We start from the raw sequence: 14,728 nt of genomic DNA, 5'->3' as shown, positions 1-14,728 counted from the left end.
GCTTCCTTTTTGATGGGCGCGAGGGCGCGGCAGCCCCGCTGGGATTCAGGTCCTGGGGGCGAACCGGGCGCCGGGCATCCGCTCAGCCCAGGCGAAGCGAGGCGGCGTATTGGCGGAGCAAATCGGCCATCGCGGTTCGAGCATGGCGCTTGTTGCCGATGACGATCTCGGGATGGAGCCGCTGGCCGAGCGCGGTGCGGTAACCGAACGCGGGCCCGCCGCTTGCATCATCGACGACAATGCGGTGACCGCGGGAGCCTGCCGGACCCGCGTAGCGGGCGGTGAAATCGCCGAGGCGTCCCGACAGCCCGGCGGCCATCTTGCTCCAGCGGATATGGCCGGCGGCGAACTGCTCGCCTGGAGCGCGGCCGCGAGCAAGCCAGAGGCGGAACTGTGCGCGCTGCTGGAGCACCGAATTGCGTGTCCGCTCCATCGTTCGGACCAGCGGCAGGAGACCCGCATCGGCATCGATGCGCGCAATTTCCGCGTCGTCGGCAGCGACCAGAATATCGCTGTAGTCCCCCGCGTGCAGCCGTTCACGGAGATCAGCTCCATCGTCAGGCGCTTCGTGCGCCGGCGTCGATAGCGATCGCAGGCCATTCGCGGCGCTGATCACATAGAGCGTCGCGGCATCGTGTCCGGGCCGTTCGCGCAGCATGGAGAGGATACCGAGCGTGCCGCTCGCGCATTCGGACGCGCCGAGCAGAATCAGGCGCCTGTGCCATGAAGCGGGAGGCGGGACGTCGGTCGGCATTGGCCATTGGCTCGGAAGCGGTCGTGCGGCTCGCGGGCTATCCGCGTGCACGGGCTTCGACGACGTGGCCACGAAGGCTCTCCGTGCAGCGTCGAAAATGTCGTCCGGTTGGCCGCCGCCATCGCGGAAGCCGTGGTCATAGGCGTGCCGACGTCGATCGATATCGGAGGCTCGCTCGGATCCTTTGAACCGCGAATCCCAGCCGGCCCGAGCGGCATGATGGCCCTCGGCATAGGTGACGGCGGCGTTCCATTCATAGCCATGGGCGTCGCGGGCGCGCAGAATGACGGCATAGCGCCCATCGTCGGTCCCGTCGGCGACCTGGCGCTCGGCGAAGGCGAAATTGGTGCGTTGACGTTCCGCCTCGGTTTCACGAGTCATCGCGTCATGGAGCGGACGCAACATCGCCACGCGCTCGCGGGTGCGGGTCATCCGCGCGTCCAGAGGCGCATCGTTCGGCAGATCGGGGAAGCAGTTCCACGCTTCGGCCAAAGCCGCGGCGTGGTGCGGCTGGCGGCCGCGCGCGATCCAACATCCCGCATCCGCGGGATCGAAGTTGTCAGTCATGGCGAGGTTCCCTTGCGCGACCACGTGTGGCGTCAGGCGGCATCCATGAACGGAAATTCCGGATGCGCAGGCGGGAGTTGCTTCGGATAGGGCTTGCGCGGGAGCGCTCGGCCCTGCCGCCGCGCCGCGGGGGTAAGCTCGAAGCAATAGGCGTATAGGCCGAGTGTTTGTTCGGCGACCAGGATGCGGTCGCGCCGCAGCCGAGCGAGCCAGGTGCCGGGTTCCTCGGTAATTTCCGGTCTTGGCGCGCCGAGGCGCACGAGCTGGTCGATCGCGCCGGCTGCGCCCCGTTCGCCTAGGCGGATTTTGGACAAGCTTCGCCCAGAGACCGGCACGCCATCGATGCGATAGGCGGTGCGCGGCTTGGTCCTGCCGCGATAGGCGCCGCTCAACGCGGCATAGCATTGACCGATATGGCCTGCCTGCGGGTCCGAATAGGAGACGACGGCGTCGATGCCGGGCCGCTCGCGCCGCAGCACGCGGAGCGCTCGCGAGAGGAACCAGGTTTCGCCGTTGCCAGGAATTTCCGGAAACAGAAAAAAGCGTGCGAGCGTCGTGCCCCGGGCCGGGTTGGCGAAGCCGGTATGCCGTGTGATGACACTGCCGGTCGACGGCATGGCGAACACCGCGACGCCGACCAGGGCGGCCTGCTTTCCGAACAGACCGACCGCGACCTGGGCGGCGGGATAGTTCGGCAGATAATGGTGCGCGGCAACGAAGCGGCGCGCTGGCGACGGATCGAGCTGGTCGACGGCGAAGTCGTGCGGATTGATGACCGTTAGGTCATCGACGAAACGGGCGCGTCGTTCGCGCCAGCGCTGGCTGCGGGTGGTGAGCATGACGGCAATCTCCATTGGATCGCCGACACCCCTCCCCCTTCCCTTTCGAGGCCCGAAGGGCCTGGGGAACATCGCTCGTCGGTTGATCGTCCCGGTGCGGAGGGGGGTCGAGCGGTGCCAAAGACTCCCTCGCGGTGAGGGTGACCGGCGATTGAGAGGCGGTGTCGGCCGCTGAGACGCGAAGGATGTGAGTTTTGGGGGTAGCCGGCAGGATCAAATATGATGATAGACATAGCCGAGCGCCGGGGATCAGGCTCTGCGCGCCACTCTATCGGCGCAGTGCGCGCTCGACGGCGAAACCTGGAGGGCGTGATGGCCGACGACGATAGTGAGCAACATGCCGGTGGCGCGCAGGCGAGCCCGTTTGTGCTGTTTCGTCGAACGGACGCAGATCCCGCGCATATTGAGAAGCTCCGGCGGTTGATCCTCGAGCTCGTCAGTGTGCCGGGCCAATCTCATTCGGCAGCCGTGGAACGAGTCGTCGATGAAAGCTTGGAAGAGGTTATGCGCCTGCCGGCCGAGAAGCGTTCCCTCGATGCGCTGCGCGTCGTGATCGGCCGGGGCTCGGAAGATCTGGCTGCGCGGCTCGGGAGATGGTGCGCAGGCGGCTCCCTATCGTGGGTTTTCCAAATCGGGGAGACCGGACCATCGATCGACATGGAGTTGCTCGATTTCGATGTCGGGAAACTCCTTGCGCTGGACGGGAAAAACCCACCCATCAGCCTTGATGATCCGTGGCTGCGCGAACCCATCGACCGGGCTGAGCTGCGGTCTTTGCTGTCCTGACCGACGGTTCAGGCAGCTGTGCTCCCCGAGCGGGGGACTGCTCGGTCACGCCGGTAGCTCCGACCAACCGCAAGCAGCGCTGATCCAGACCATGAGCGTGGCGATCTTCTCCGGATCGCCGTCGCCTACCCCGCTCCCCTTTTTGTGGCCCAACGCCTGCCGTCACGAACTGGTCGGTCAGTTCCACTGAACTTCGACACGTTCGACGTATTTGGGATTTATGAAGTGTTGAATTCCGCTGCGGTCAGACAGGTTGTACTGCGCATCCGAACGGATCTGACGCGCACAGCCGCCGCTGGTGAAGTAGACATCCAAAGTCCAGTTAAGTCTGCAACTATCTTGTTGCTCCTCGACAATGGAGCAATCGATGGCAGCAATGATGGGGTTGTCGGATACATGGGTCATTGATGAAGCTCCTCAACGTCTCGAGTTCGGCTGTGGCTGGCGAGCAATATGTCAGGCGGGCTGGGCGCTCGTCGGTGCGGATGCACGCGAGCGTTTTGTGACAAGGGGGCGGTGAGCCGGCACGATACGGTTGGTCTTGGGCGCTGTTTCAGTCGTCGCGCGGCAGCGGGATCGGAACGGCCTGACCACTGACAAGGTTGATGAATGCGCCGGCGTGGCCGATGGAGCCGCGCCCGAGAAGATCGAACAGCAGCGCGAGGGCGTGGCTCGCAACGACACGATTGACGAAGAGGGATTGGCGCTCAAGCGCCTCGGCGACCGAGCAGGATGGGGCATCGTCGTCAGGCACGCTGTCGTCGGCGAGTTCTGGAAAATACTCAAGTACGGTCGGAAGGCGCCGGTTATCCGCCCTGCCCGCGCGGCTCGGGCAGCCAATCAGATATTGTCCGTCGCGCGCGGCATTGCCGAGATCGAGCCAATAGACAGGTATGCCCCTTCCCTCCCCCATCGCCGCGCCGAGCGCGCGTCGGGCCGACGCGGTGTCGACGCAGCTGATGAGCATATCGGCGCCTTCGACGCTGGCCGCTTGAGGCGCGCGACCGTGGACCGCTTTCCAGGCAAGGCCGTGCGCGAGGTTGATGCGTTCGGTCAGCGTGCGCGCTTTGGAAGCACCGAGGTCGCATCGATAGAAGGGTTGGCGGCCGAGATTGGCTTCGGTGACGATGTCGTCGTCGACCACGGTGACATGCAGCGACCGCGAGGAGATCGCGCGCAAGGCGGTGTCGAGCGAGGCAAGGCCCATCAACATCTGCGCACCGTTTCCGCCGCACCCAACAAGCAGGATTTTGATCGTGCTGTTGTCGAAGCCGGCGGGCAGATAATGGCGTTCCATTGTGTCAGGCTGCATGATCATCTCCGGAAAATGGGCTGCGCGGCAGCGGCAGAAACATGCCGCCGGCGCAAAGGCGCGAAGCGGTCGTTGGAGCCTCAGGACGGTCGAGGTTGCCGAACACGAGCGAGATCTTCGTCGTATGCGCGTCATCGACATCGTCCGTGGCGCTGAAAAACGCGCGCCCGGCTCCATGACTGTGGATGTCGCAGACGAGGTGCCAGTCTGGATCTAGGACCGGGGCGCGGTAGACGAGGCGCGATGGGCTTGCCTCGTCGATGACGGGCAGATGCACTGCAAATTCGCAGGTAACTTCGTTCCAGAGGATGAATGCGGCGTCTTCATTGGGCAGAGCCGCGCGGAAATGATCGAGGATCTGATCGAGATGTTCGCGCGGGATCAGCCCGCAGCGCAGGTCGGCCTTGGGTGCGCCGGCGTTGCCATAGGGTAGATGGGCGGCAATCCGCGGTGTGAGAGGAACATCGAGCGCGAGCCATGGCCGGCGCAGGATGAGCATGACCCCGTCCTTCCCGATGGCGAGGCCATGGCCCCCGCGGGCGGCACGAAGCGCGTCGATCGCCGGTGATCGCCCATGCAGCGGGACCGGATAGCAGGGAACGGCGTCGAGCAGCGCGGCGGCTGTCGGATTATCGGTGAGCATGGCCATCACCGTGCGATTGCCGCAATGAGTTTTCCGACGGTTATCGCGGCGGCCACGGCCGTCCTCGATGTTCGGCGCGGTTGCCGACCGCTGGGATGGAAGGGCTTGAGACGGCCGACCGGAAAGCGGCGCGCCCCGCTCGCGGCCAGATCGTCCCAGAGCCTGACGAGGCCGCCCTTGCCCGAGACGGTGAGCTCCTGCCCCGGGTTGGGGTGCGTCGACCAGCTATCGAACACCGCGCGCTCATAGTCGGGGATTGAAGCGGTGGTGAGCGCCTTGGGCTTGTCGATATTGCCCCAGCAGAGCGTCCCGTTCACGTAGACGTTGAGGATGGGCGAGTGGAGCAGCCGGGTGTCGGCGTCGGGACGCCGGCTTGCCGGCAGGGCATAGACGCCAAGGCCGGAACGGGTCGCAACGAACAGGTGCGCAGGGTATGGAACCGACACACTCGTTCGTTCGGACAGGCGTTGGAGGCCGGCGGGCGGTGACGAGAGCGCGAAGTGGGCGGGACGCACCTGCGCCGGAACCCACCAGGCGATGAGGTCGGGATGCGCAACCAGCACGTTGGCCGGCAGGATCTCCGGGCGGACAGTCCGCCCCAGCGCCTCGCTCCACTGGCGCAGATGCGCGCGAGTCAGCGGCGCGCCGGCAGCGATCGTCGGCCTGCCCTCTTCGTCATGCTCCACCGCATGGATGCTCGCGAAGGCGGCCGCGTCGTCACGCGGCGTGCCATAGGGCCGGGGGCTGCGGGGAGCCTGGTTCCGGTAGAGCAGGATGGCACCGGCGAGTATCAAACCCCCGCCGGTGTCTTCGAAGACTGTCGTATGGTCGGACATGTTGGCCTCACATCTTCGCGGGATCGAGTTGGATCAGGGCCTGGGCGGCGAGAAGGAATTGCGCGCCGAGGTGCAAGGATGCGAACCAGTGGTCGATCCGGCTCGCATCGGGCAGCGGGCAGATGCCGGCGATGTCCATGAAGCCCATTTCCATGCCGTGCCGCCCGACGTCATCGAGCTCGCGCGCAAACTGATCGAAGGGCACGAGCGTCATTGCCGGCAGTCTGGAGCATTCCTCCATCTCGGGAACATATTCCTGGATTTGCTCCCACTCGAAATGCCAGGCGCTCTGTTCCGGCTCGAGCGTCCTGAGGGCGCCATGGGCATGGCAGAGATTGTGCAGCGCCTTGCGCAGGCCAGCGGGAAGCTCGGTTGCCGGGGCTGCGTTGTCGGCGAGCATCCATTCCGGGCGCTTGGCGTTCATCGTCGATGGCATCGAGAGTTCGTCGAGAGCCTCGGCGTCCGCGCCGTGATATTGGATCAGGGCTTCGCGCGCCGCTTCGTCCTCGGTCTCGCCGTCCCAGTAATATATCGAGATTTCGTCGAAGAGATCGTCATAGCCGAAGACCGGAAGCGTGAGCCGCAAGGTCTTCTCGAGCGTCTGATAGGCGGCGGCGCGCCAAGGGATGGGAGCTTCGCTGGTCTCGATCCACCCGAGGTCGAGCTGTCCCAGGCTCTGGCAGAGAATGACGATCGCCGGCGGCCCATTTTCCTCGCTGAGCAGGACGGCCGCACGAAAGTCGGCCAGTTCGATGGGATCGAGGATTTCGAGGACAGCGGCATTGAACAGCAGCTCGATATGCCGGCGGGCCTGCACGCGGGTGTAGGTCCGCCCCGCCTGCTCCCGCTTCGCCGCCCAGCGGCCGATCAGCTTGTGATGGGCCGCGAGCGGCGCGTCGAAGATGGCGGGGACATCGCCTGAGATCGCGACCGATCGCCCGGCGAGGTCAGCCAAGCGGCGGGAGGCGGAGGCCTGCGGGCGGCGGGAGCCGAACTGCGGCATCGCCTTTGCCGCCGTCCGGGTTGCAGGTGATGCGGGCGTGAAGAGCCTTGGCCTGAGGGCTGCAGGCAGGCGGGGTGAAGCTGGTCGTGTCGCCATCGTCGAGCTCGATCCATTCCATGAGTGTCTTGCGGGGAGCGACCGGAATGGTCGCGGTCGGGCCGCGCGCCATCGTCAGCCCTTGGTTCCGACGGTGCGCCGGTATTCGATGAGATGGGCACCGTCCGATACGCCGGCATCAACAATCTCGGCGTTATTGATCGGCGGATAAAGCGTCGCGTGATAGGCGCGCAGCGCTTGGCGATCGTCCGCGAGATGAGGCGGCACGGGCAGGTCGATGCCGTCATAGCGGTACGTGCGGGCGAGTTGAGTGATTTGCATGGGGTGCCTCCTGGGCATCTGATCGTGGAGAGATTGGAGCGAAGTCAGTCCCAGAGGCTGGCGGGCTCCTCCGGCGTGGCGCTGGCGGGGGGACTAGTCGGTGCCGCAGCTTTCGCAGGAGCAGCAGGCGCGGTCTTCTTGGGCGCGGCCGCGGCAGCTTTGGCCTTCGCGGCCTCCGCGGCAGCCGTCCGGGCGGCTTCGGCTGCTGCCTGCTGTTCGGCGATCTGGTCGGCGAGCGTCCTGCGTGCGGCGATAAGGTGGCCGAGAGCACCCTCCCCGCCTTTGTCGAGTTCGGCGTCGATTTCCGCGGCGCTCGCCGTGATCGAGATCGGTCGGGTCTCACCGGCTTCGAGATTGCTGATCGCGCCTTCGGCCTTGCGGGGAAGGATGGTCAAGGTGACGGTGTCGTCGGGGCCGGCGACGAGATCGAAGCCTAGCGAATAGCGCGCAAGCAGCGGCAGCAGGTTGGTAACCAGCATGGCAAAATTCCTTGTCTGAACGGTGGGAAACGGGGATCAGGCGGCGAGTTCGGCGATCGGGGCTTGAACCTGCGGGGCAGCGCGAGGCGGCGGTGGGCCATATTTTCCGTCGAGCGTCATGGAGCTCGGCAGGCGCCCGGCCCAATCGAACCCGGGCCGATTGAGCATGCCGGCGACGAGTTCGACCTTCTTGGAGGCGAGGAGCTTGGCGAACCTCTTCTCGCCGGTGTGCGCTAGGAGGCCGCATTCCTGGGCGATGAATTTGAGCTCGGGTTTGGTGTACCGATCGAGAAACGCCTGATCGACCTGCCAACTATCGCGCAGATCGATGGCGAAGGTCCGGGCGAGATAGGCGACATGTTCGAAGGCGAGCACGTCCTTGGCGTAGGCCGCGCCGATGGCGGACAGCACTTTCGACGCCTGCGGGGCGGACAGCGCGCGGATCGCGTCGATCTTGGCGCTGTAGTCGAGGGCGGGAAAGTCGCCGCTGACCAGCAGGCCGGCGCGGGCTGTGAGCGTATCAGCCTTGATCTGCGAGAGCGTGCCGGACATTGCCGCGACAAGGATCGTCGTATGGGCGTGCGCGGCGTTGCCTGCCAGAGAGCGCGCTAGAGCTGTTCGCCAAGTTGCCTCGCGAAGCTCGATCGTGCGGCTCGCGATCGATTTGACGGTGACGGCCGGCTTATGCGCGGCGGACGCATTGCTCGCGGATCTGACCGGGTTCGCCGGTGTGGACGCGTTCGTGTCGTCTTTCGACCCTGGCTGGGAGCCTGTCGACGACAAAGTATCGTCTGCGGAATCATCCGGTTCGGCATCCTCGATGTCATCGCTGTCGGGAGGCACCGCAGCCCTTGCGGCCTTCTCGGCGCGCTCCTGCTCCTCGAAACGGATCATTTCGGCGGTTTGGGTTTTCAACTCGAAGCATGTCGGATTGGTGCAGTGGCCATCGTCGACGTGGATCTCGAAGAGGACGCGTTGGGTGGTGGAGTTGAACGGACAGGCGGTGCATTCGGTCTTGTCGAAGATGGCGGCGGCAAGGTTCTGCGTCACGCGCGCAAGCAGCTCGCGGGTCTTACCGACGTCGAGGCCGGCGCGCAGGATCGTTTCGAGAGCCTTGTCCTGCTTGTCCGCGGGGATGGCGGAAAGCAGTTCGGCATGGCCGACCTTGATCCGGCGTTCATCGAGCGCGGTTTTGACTGTGTCGGAGAGCTCGGCGAGCGCAAGGCGGCGGTCGAGCTTGCTCCGCGACCAAGCGAGCCGACGCGCGGCCTCGGCTCGATCGCCCTGACACGCCGCGAGATGACGGACGGCGGCATCCGCCTGCTCGGTCTCCGAAGGGTCGTCGCGGTCGTCGTTCTCGGCGATCGCGGCCTCCAGCGCTTGCTGGTCGGTCATCTCGCGGATGATGACGGGGACCTCCCCTCCGGGCCCGTAGGCCTCCTGAGCGGCCCTATAGCGGCGCTCACCGGCGACGATGGCGTAGTTCTCGCCCTTCGGACGAAGCAGGAGGGGCTGTAGTACGCCGTGCTGCCGGACCGAGATTACCATTTCGGCATGCTTTTTGCGGTCGAAGTAGCGGCGGGGGTTATCGCCTTTCACGATCCTGGAGAGGGGCAGCGTGGTCGGATAGCTTGGTTGTGGCGCGTTCAAGGCTGATCTCCTTGTGGAAGAGGCGGGCGCGTCTTTCGCGCGAGCGCTGGCTGCGGGTGGTGAGCATGACGGCGATCGCCATCTGATCACCAACAGCCTCCCCCTTCCCTCTCGCGGCCCGGAGGGCCTGGAGGAGGGGCAGTTGTTTTCAAGCGGGTTGAGTGTCTCGACGCCGAGCGTCCGCGAAATTTCGCACGTTGCGGGTCGCCACGGCGAGACCATGGACATGCGCGGTCGCGGCTATCGCCGCCCATTTCATGGATGGAACCGATCTGCGTCGACACATCTCCGCACCGGGCCGTGTTCAGAGGGCCGGGGCCGGGTCGACGATTACGGTCGCGCGACCTTCCTGACGCCATTGCAGTAGCCGCCACCCAGGACGCGGGTGCCGTTTACTGGCGGCATGAAGATGGCCTCCGCCGGGAGCGTCAGTTCGCGACCCGACCAGATGCGTCGATGGCCGCGGATGACATAGCGCGGGCAACCCTCGACGATCTTTCCGACCTCGTCGACCACGCCTTCGACATAGCAATCGGCATGTGCCTCGAAGTCGTAGGACCGGACGAAGTCGCCGACCGCGATGACCTCCGCCTGCGCGGGATCATCGACGCGAAAGTCGGGACTGCTCATGGTTCGCTCCTTGGCAGAGCGGAAGCGGATGCGCCGAACGTCTCGTCGGGACCGTGATAGAGCGCTGAGAGGAGCGCGTCGCGCAGCGGGCAGGCTTCGCGCAGCATCCGCACGGCTACGGGGCAGGCGATGATCTGGCCGAGCAGGCTGCGAATATGATCGTCGATCCCGGTCGCGCGCTCGTCATCGGCGTCGATTTCGATGGCAAGCGCGGCGGCCAGCTCGGCGATCCGCGATCGTGCATGACCCGCGGCCGTGCCCGTTGTCAGGTCGGGCCGATCGAAGATCGTCTGAAAGCGGACGCCGTCCACGTTGGTGCAGCTCTGCTCGAAGATCGTCACCGAGAGATGATTCCAGGCGTCTTCGGAGAAGCTTTCCTGGGTAACATAGGCGTCGAACGCGACCGGCAAGCCCTCGAGGACCAGATCCCGTGCGTTCGCTTCCGCGTCGGCGCGTTGATGGCGGTGCTCGAACGCAACGGCCAGCGAGACTTCCACCTCCATCATGGCGATGAGTCTGGGACCGTCCGCAGGGCCATTGGGAAACAGGCCGCGCTGCTCGACCAACATGTCGACCAGTGTGTCGGAGAGTTCGTGCGGAGGCACTTCGAACATCTGGGCGGCGATCCATTGCCAGGTCGAATTCTCGAGGCTGCCGAAGGGCACGACATGGCGGGCCACGTTGCAATCGTCTTCGGCGACCATCAATTCGAACTGCAACCTGTCCCAAGCGTCGGAACGCTGGTGGCATTCGTAAAGCTGACCGCGAACGAGTTCACAGCTGGACAGGGCGATATGATCGGGACGCGGGCTATCCGCATTGGCGCGGCGATCGGCAGCAGGCTGCTTCGATCCGGGCGACGGGAATTGGAGCGTGAGCACGGGGCGCTTGGACATCGTCATATCTCCTGAAGACGCGAAAGCCCGACGCGTGGCCGGGCTTCGGATGAGGTGGCAGAGGACGCGGATGTCGCATGCGCTGGCGAACTGCTCGTCCGCGCCCTCCAGGCGGCATCGTCAAAATCCCTCTCCCCTTTCATGCCTGTGCGGCCTTGGCCGCTGGCGAATGGGCGGGTCTGTCAGACCGGGGAGGCCGGGATTTCGCGTAAGCAATTCCGCCTTCGCATGCCGCCGGTTACTCGCGGAGTTCCTGCCGAGCTGGTCGTTCCCAGACGTTCTTCTCGGCGTCGGCATGGATCGCGGCGAGTCCCTGCGCGTCGATCTCGGCCTGGACATTGCATACGAGATCGCCGACCTCGCCAATGCCAGGTCGCTCATAGATGTAGAGGTCGAACAGCGCCTTGCCGTTGGCGAGTTCGTGTCGATCCCGAATGCGGCGCCACTCATGGGTGGTGAATAGGTCGGTGTCTTCCCAATCCGGGTCGTTGCTGATCGACCGGATGTTCATGGCCGTCCGCCCGGTGTTCAGGCTGCTGCGTTCGCCGATTTCGATCGCGAAGCGGCGAGTGCCGTTGTATCGCCGGGCGATGCTCTCTGCGGTCCTGCGCAACTGCCTGACATCGCTTGCGGACAGGCGAATGGTGGTAGGCATGGTCAAGTTCCATATCGAATGAGGCCGCGCACGGTGTCAGCGGATCCATGGCGACCGCGGACGACTTCCCTCCTTGCTTCGATCGGCACAAAGCGTTGCGGCCAGACCTTCCAGGATCGCCGCGAATGCTCGGATCGCGTCGGTCGCGTTGTCGGCCTCGGCGACCTCGCCGTAGCGTGTTCCGACCCAGACAAGGTCGCGCGCCTCGTCAGGAACATCGTCGTCGTCTCGCAGGACCATTGCGAAGAAGGTGTCGAGGGGTGCATCCCATCCGATCGCGATGCAGAGGTTGCCATGCGCAGCGACGGCGTCGGGGCGCGGTTCAAGATCGTATCGGCTCATCATGTGCCCTTTCTGTTGGCGCGTACTTGCCGCATCAGCGCGGCAGTTTCGGCGGCGGTGACGGGAACGAGATGGCGGCCACGCGGCGTCATCGTCACACTGTCTCCGCGACATCGAGGCGCAGAGTTTGCAGCATGCGCGCAGCCAGCAGTCCGGGTTCCATCAACTCATCGACGCTCGCCCAGTTGTTGGCTCCACCGCAATAATCCTTGCGGCCTTGCACGCTGCGGAACATGATCTCGCGACCGGGACCCAGGCAGCTTTGCGAGAGTTCGACGTAGATTCTTTCGCCGTGGAGGCTCACCTCACCCGAGACCGCAATTCCGCCCTTGTTGGATCGCAGGGAGTAGCTGCCGCGGGACAGCCCAAGCGCGCACGCGAGCTTTCGCATTGCTTTTTGCCCTTCCTGGTGAAACGCCGCCTTTGCCTGCGCGTCGTAACCAATGCTGCGTCGCATGAGCTGAGGTAGCATTGGCAACCCGGATGCGCTTGCTACGGCGTGGGCGCAGGCGCGTAGCAGCGCTTGATCGTCCGGCTTTCCCTCGCCAGCGATGGCGCCAAGGCGACGTGATAGGAGCAGCACGGCCGGGTCATTCGCCGGATTTAGTCCGAGGCGTTGGCAGTCCTCGATCGCCGAGTAAATTGCGGCGACCGCCCCGTTTATCGTTGTTACCTGCGAGGATTCCAGCGCCTGCGTTTGTCGGCGGCATGGGTTGTAGGTCATGGGCGGGGTCCTTTTTCCCAGGAAGTTGCCCTAGTCGCTCCCCCCTCTCCTCTGCCCCCATGGTGCCGACCGCCCAACGGGCGGTGGCGACGATGGGCCAAGGCCATCAAGGTTGCTTCATCTTGGCCTTGACCTTCTCGACCCAGGCCGCGGGGTTGTTGTGATGCTCAAGGAATTCATCCGCCCATTGGAACACCGTTTCCGTGTCCATTTCGACCGTATCGAGCGCATCGCCGTAGTCGGGGTGGTTTGCACCCTTGCAGCTGTTCTTCATGAAGATGAGCGCGCCAACACACATCGCGCGAGCCTCGGTCCCGTCGCCGAGGATCGTCTTGTGGCAAGGCAGAGGCGGTCCGTCGAATTGTATCTGTCTTGTGAAATCCTCCGGCTGATAGCCGCCGAGCCACCCGGCCGGGTGCTTGCGGCGCCATGGGCATTCGTTACAAGGCTGCTTGAGAACGGCTTTAGTCACGGTCGCCACCATTGGCGCCGTGCTCGCCGCGATCCAGATGCTTCTCGTCCCATGCCGGCGTGACGATCTTTGCCGAGCTGTCGTCGATCTGGATACCGGGAGGATTCTCACCGGCAAAGATCAGAAGGACGCATTCGCCGATATCGGGTTCATCGCGGTTGCCGCAGATGGCGACGAACCCGTCATGAAGCTCTTCAGCCAGGAGGGTCGGCTCCCCAGGATCGAAAATCTTGTAGCGAAAATTCACGCCGGCATAGATTCCAAGGGCGCGGTCCCACATCGCCGGGGGATCGAACACTGCGACATTGAGTGTCACGGTGACGTTGGTGGCATCCGCCATAGTCAAGCTCCTGCTCGAAGGATCTGAAGCGCCTCGTGAAACTCGCGCAGCAGCTCTGCCTCATCGGGATATCGGTTCTCCCATTCGGCGCGAGGGATCAGGAAACCGACGTCTATCAGCTGACGCCGAAGCTCTTGGGTCACCAAGTGCTTGGCCGTCTCGGGAATTTCGAGCGGGAACGCGTGGAACTGACACATGGGGTAATCGCGGGAGCGAGTCGCTGAGATGCCTGTGAAAGGCATTGAACAGGAGGTGGCTGCCCCCCGATAAGATGGAAGTACGGGCTCACGACTGGACGCCGGGCCCAAGCATCTAGCGGAGAACAGCCATGGAAGAGTATATCGGACTCGACGTATCGATGAAAGAGACCGCCGTTTCTATCCGTCGTGAGGGCAAGCGGATTTGGCGCGGCAAGTGCGCGTCAGATCCCGCAGCTTTGGCAAAACTTGTCCGTAAGCGGGCGCCCCATGCGAAGCGGGTTGTATTTGAGACCGGGCCGCTGTCAGTGTGGTTTTTCCATGCCTTGAAGTCCGAAGGGCTGCCAGCGATCTGCATCGATGCACGGCATGCCAAGGCGGCCCTCGACATGGCGCCGAACAAGACCGATGCGAACGACGCCGACGGACTGGCGCATCTGGCCGAAGTAGGCTTTTTCCGAGAAGTGCGTGTGAAGGGCTTCGAGAGTATGATTTCGCGCACGCGTGTGGCCGCACGCAACAGGCTGGTAAGGATTTCGGTGGAGCTTTCCAACCAGATCCGCGGGCTGATGAAGACCTTTGGCTTGATCATCCCCTCAGCAAAGGGAGGAAAGTTCGATGAACATGTCTGCCGTTCACTGGATGGGCGCAATGATCTTGCATCCATTATGATGCCGATCCTCGAGGCGTGGCGCAGCATCCGGATACGAGCAGCAGAGCTTGGACGTCAACTCCTTGCTGATGCGCGGCAAAGCCAGGCGTGCCAACTGCTCATGTCGATACCAGGCGTGGGCGCCATCACAGCGACAGCGTTCACAAGCGCCATTGAGGATCCTGCCAACTTCAAGAAATCACGGTCTGTTGGTGCGTGGATCGGTCTTACGACCAGACGTTACCAATCAGGCGAAGTCGATTACGATGGCCATATCTCCAGGCGCGGTGATGCTCACCTGCGCGGCCTGCTCTATGAAGCGGCAACGGTCATCATGACGAGAGCGGCGGCAGAAAGTGATCTGCGATCTTGGGGGCTCAAATTGCGCGAGAAAATCGGCTTCAAACGTGCTGCTGTCGCCGTCGCGCGTAAACTCGCTGTTATCATGCACGCCATGCTCGTGTCGGGCGAGTTTTTTGAAAGGAAAGCAGCCGCTACGGCTTAAAACCTTGTCAGCTCACATGCCCCTGGGTGTGTAGAGGCGTCCTTGCCAGGACGTGGCCGAACCATTCC

The 14,728-nt window shown here is 64.2% G+C and carries 20 protein-coding genes; 2 read left to right on the top strand and 18 right to left on the bottom strand.

Annotated features, from left to right (window positions below):
* Positions 1–82 precede the first annotated feature (82 nt).
* Together KRZ98_RS16900 and KRZ98_RS16895 are read right to left on the bottom strand one after the other, a co-directional pair.
* The gene (locus KRZ98_RS16900; protein ID WP_217674604.1) at positions 83–1,321 is read right to left on the bottom strand and encodes a hypothetical protein; all 1,239 of its coding nucleotides are present in this window, start codon (positions 1,319–1,321) and stop codon (positions 83–85) included.
* 32 nt (positions 1,322–1,353) lie between these two features.
* The gene (locus KRZ98_RS16895) at positions 1,354–2,160 is read right to left on the bottom strand and encodes a hypothetical protein (RefSeq protein WP_217674603.1); all 807 of its coding nucleotides are present in this window, start codon (positions 2,158–2,160) and stop codon (positions 1,354–1,356) included.
* A gap of 312 nt (positions 2,161–2,472) precedes the next feature.
* Between KRZ98_RS16895 and KRZ98_RS16890 the strand changes: the two genes are divergently transcribed.
* A complete protein-coding gene (locus KRZ98_RS16890) occupies positions 2,473–2,946 on the top strand; it encodes a hypothetical protein (protein ID WP_217674602.1) in 474 nt (157 codons plus the stop codon).
* 177 nt (positions 2,947–3,123) lie between these two features.
* Here KRZ98_RS16890 and KRZ98_RS16885 read toward each other — a convergent pair whose 3' ends face one another.
* The 16 genes from KRZ98_RS16885 to KRZ98_RS16815 form a co-directional block, all read right to left on the bottom strand.
* Positions 3,124–3,351 carry a hypothetical protein gene (locus KRZ98_RS16885; RefSeq protein WP_217674601.1) on the bottom strand — a complete coding sequence of 76 codons (228 nt, stop codon included), beginning with the start codon at positions 3,349–3,351 and terminating at the stop codon, positions 3,124–3,126.
* A 148-nt stretch (positions 3,352–3,499) separates the two neighbouring features.
* Positions 3,500–4,258, bottom strand: a complete 759-nt coding sequence (locus KRZ98_RS16880; protein ID WP_217674600.1) for a PRTRC system ThiF family protein — start codon at positions 4,256–4,258, stop codon at positions 3,500–3,502.
* A complete protein-coding gene (locus tag KRZ98_RS16875; protein ID WP_217674599.1) occupies positions 4,248–4,907 on the bottom strand; it encodes a PRTRC system protein A in 660 nt (219 codons plus the stop codon). Before KRZ98_RS16875 ends, KRZ98_RS16880 begins: the two co-directional genes overlap by 11 nt.
* A complete protein-coding gene (locus KRZ98_RS16870) occupies positions 4,907–5,737 on the bottom strand; it encodes a PRTRC system protein B (protein ID WP_217674598.1) in 831 nt (276 codons plus the stop codon). The genes KRZ98_RS16875 and KRZ98_RS16870 overlap by 1 nt, the downstream gene beginning before the upstream one ends.
* 7 nt (positions 5,738–5,744) lie before the next feature.
* Positions 5,745–6,692: a hypothetical protein gene (locus KRZ98_RS16865; protein WP_254798588.1), complete on the bottom strand. Its 948-nt coding sequence runs from the start codon at positions 6,690–6,692 to the stop codon at positions 5,745–5,747.
* Complete coding sequence (locus KRZ98_RS24215) at positions 6,685–6,909, bottom strand: hypothetical protein (protein ID WP_254798587.1); 225 nt, start codon at positions 6,907–6,909, stop codon at positions 6,685–6,687. The genes KRZ98_RS16865 and KRZ98_RS24215 overlap by 8 nt, the downstream gene beginning before the upstream one ends.
* 2 nt (positions 6,910–6,911) lie before the next feature.
* Positions 6,912–7,118: a PRTRC system protein C gene (locus KRZ98_RS16860; protein ID WP_217674596.1), complete on the bottom strand. Its 207-nt coding sequence runs from the start codon at positions 7,116–7,118 to the stop codon at positions 6,912–6,914.
* A 44-nt stretch (positions 7,119–7,162) separates the two neighbouring features.
* Entirely contained in the window at positions 7,163–7,597 is a 435-nt protein-coding gene (locus KRZ98_RS16855; RefSeq protein WP_217674595.1) for a PRTRC system protein E, read from the bottom strand.
* Positions 7,598–7,633: 36 nt separating this feature from the next.
* A complete protein-coding gene (locus KRZ98_RS16850) occupies positions 7,634–9,247 on the bottom strand; it encodes a PRTRC system ParB family protein (protein ID WP_217674594.1) in 1,614 nt (537 codons plus the stop codon).
* 330 nt (positions 9,248–9,577) lie between these two features.
* The gene (locus KRZ98_RS16845) at positions 9,578–9,877 is read right to left on the bottom strand and encodes a hypothetical protein (RefSeq protein WP_217674593.1); all 300 of its coding nucleotides are present in this window, start codon (positions 9,875–9,877) and stop codon (positions 9,578–9,580) included.
* A complete protein-coding gene (locus KRZ98_RS16840) occupies positions 9,874–10,773 on the bottom strand; it encodes a hypothetical protein (RefSeq protein ID WP_217674592.1) in 900 nt (299 codons plus the stop codon). Before KRZ98_RS16840 ends, KRZ98_RS16845 begins: the two co-directional genes overlap by 4 nt.
* A gap of 238 nt (positions 10,774–11,011) precedes the next feature.
* Positions 11,012–11,428: a hypothetical protein gene (locus tag KRZ98_RS16835; protein WP_217674591.1), complete on the bottom strand. Its 417-nt coding sequence runs from the start codon at positions 11,426–11,428 to the stop codon at positions 11,012–11,014.
* Positions 11,429–11,464: 36 nt separating this feature from the next.
* Positions 11,465–11,773 (bottom strand): hypothetical protein, encoded by a 309-nt coding sequence (locus tag KRZ98_RS16830; protein WP_254798585.1) that lies wholly within the window; start codon positions 11,771–11,773, stop codon positions 11,465–11,467.
* 91 nt (positions 11,774–11,864) lie between these two features.
* On the bottom strand, positions 11,865–12,494 hold the full coding sequence (locus KRZ98_RS16825; protein WP_217674590.1) for a hypothetical protein: 630 nt from the start codon (positions 12,492–12,494) through the stop codon (positions 11,865–11,867).
* 106 nt (positions 12,495–12,600) lie between these two features.
* Entirely contained in the window at positions 12,601–12,966 is a 366-nt protein-coding gene (locus KRZ98_RS16820) for a hypothetical protein (RefSeq protein ID WP_217674589.1), read from the bottom strand.
* Complete coding sequence (locus KRZ98_RS16815) at positions 12,959–13,306, bottom strand: hypothetical protein (protein WP_217674588.1); 348 nt, start codon at positions 13,304–13,306, stop codon at positions 12,959–12,961. The genes KRZ98_RS16820 and KRZ98_RS16815 overlap by 8 nt, the downstream gene beginning before the upstream one ends.
* A 328-nt stretch (positions 13,307–13,634) precedes the next feature.
* Here KRZ98_RS16815 and KRZ98_RS16810 point away from each other — a divergent pair, with 328 nt between their 5' ends.
* The gene (locus KRZ98_RS16810; RefSeq protein ID WP_217674587.1) at positions 13,635–14,660 is read left to right on the top strand and encodes an IS110 family transposase; all 1,026 of its coding nucleotides are present in this window, start codon (positions 13,635–13,637) and stop codon (positions 14,658–14,660) included.
* The last annotated feature ends 68 nt before the right edge of the window (positions 14,661–14,728 follow it).

The organism is Sphingobium sp. AS12, assembly GCF_019097845.1.
GTDB lineage: Bacteria > Pseudomonadota > Alphaproteobacteria > Sphingomonadales > Sphingomonadaceae > Sphingobium.
Note: the sequence above shows the minus strand (reverse complement) of the source record. Positions and strands in the feature narration are given on the sequence as shown.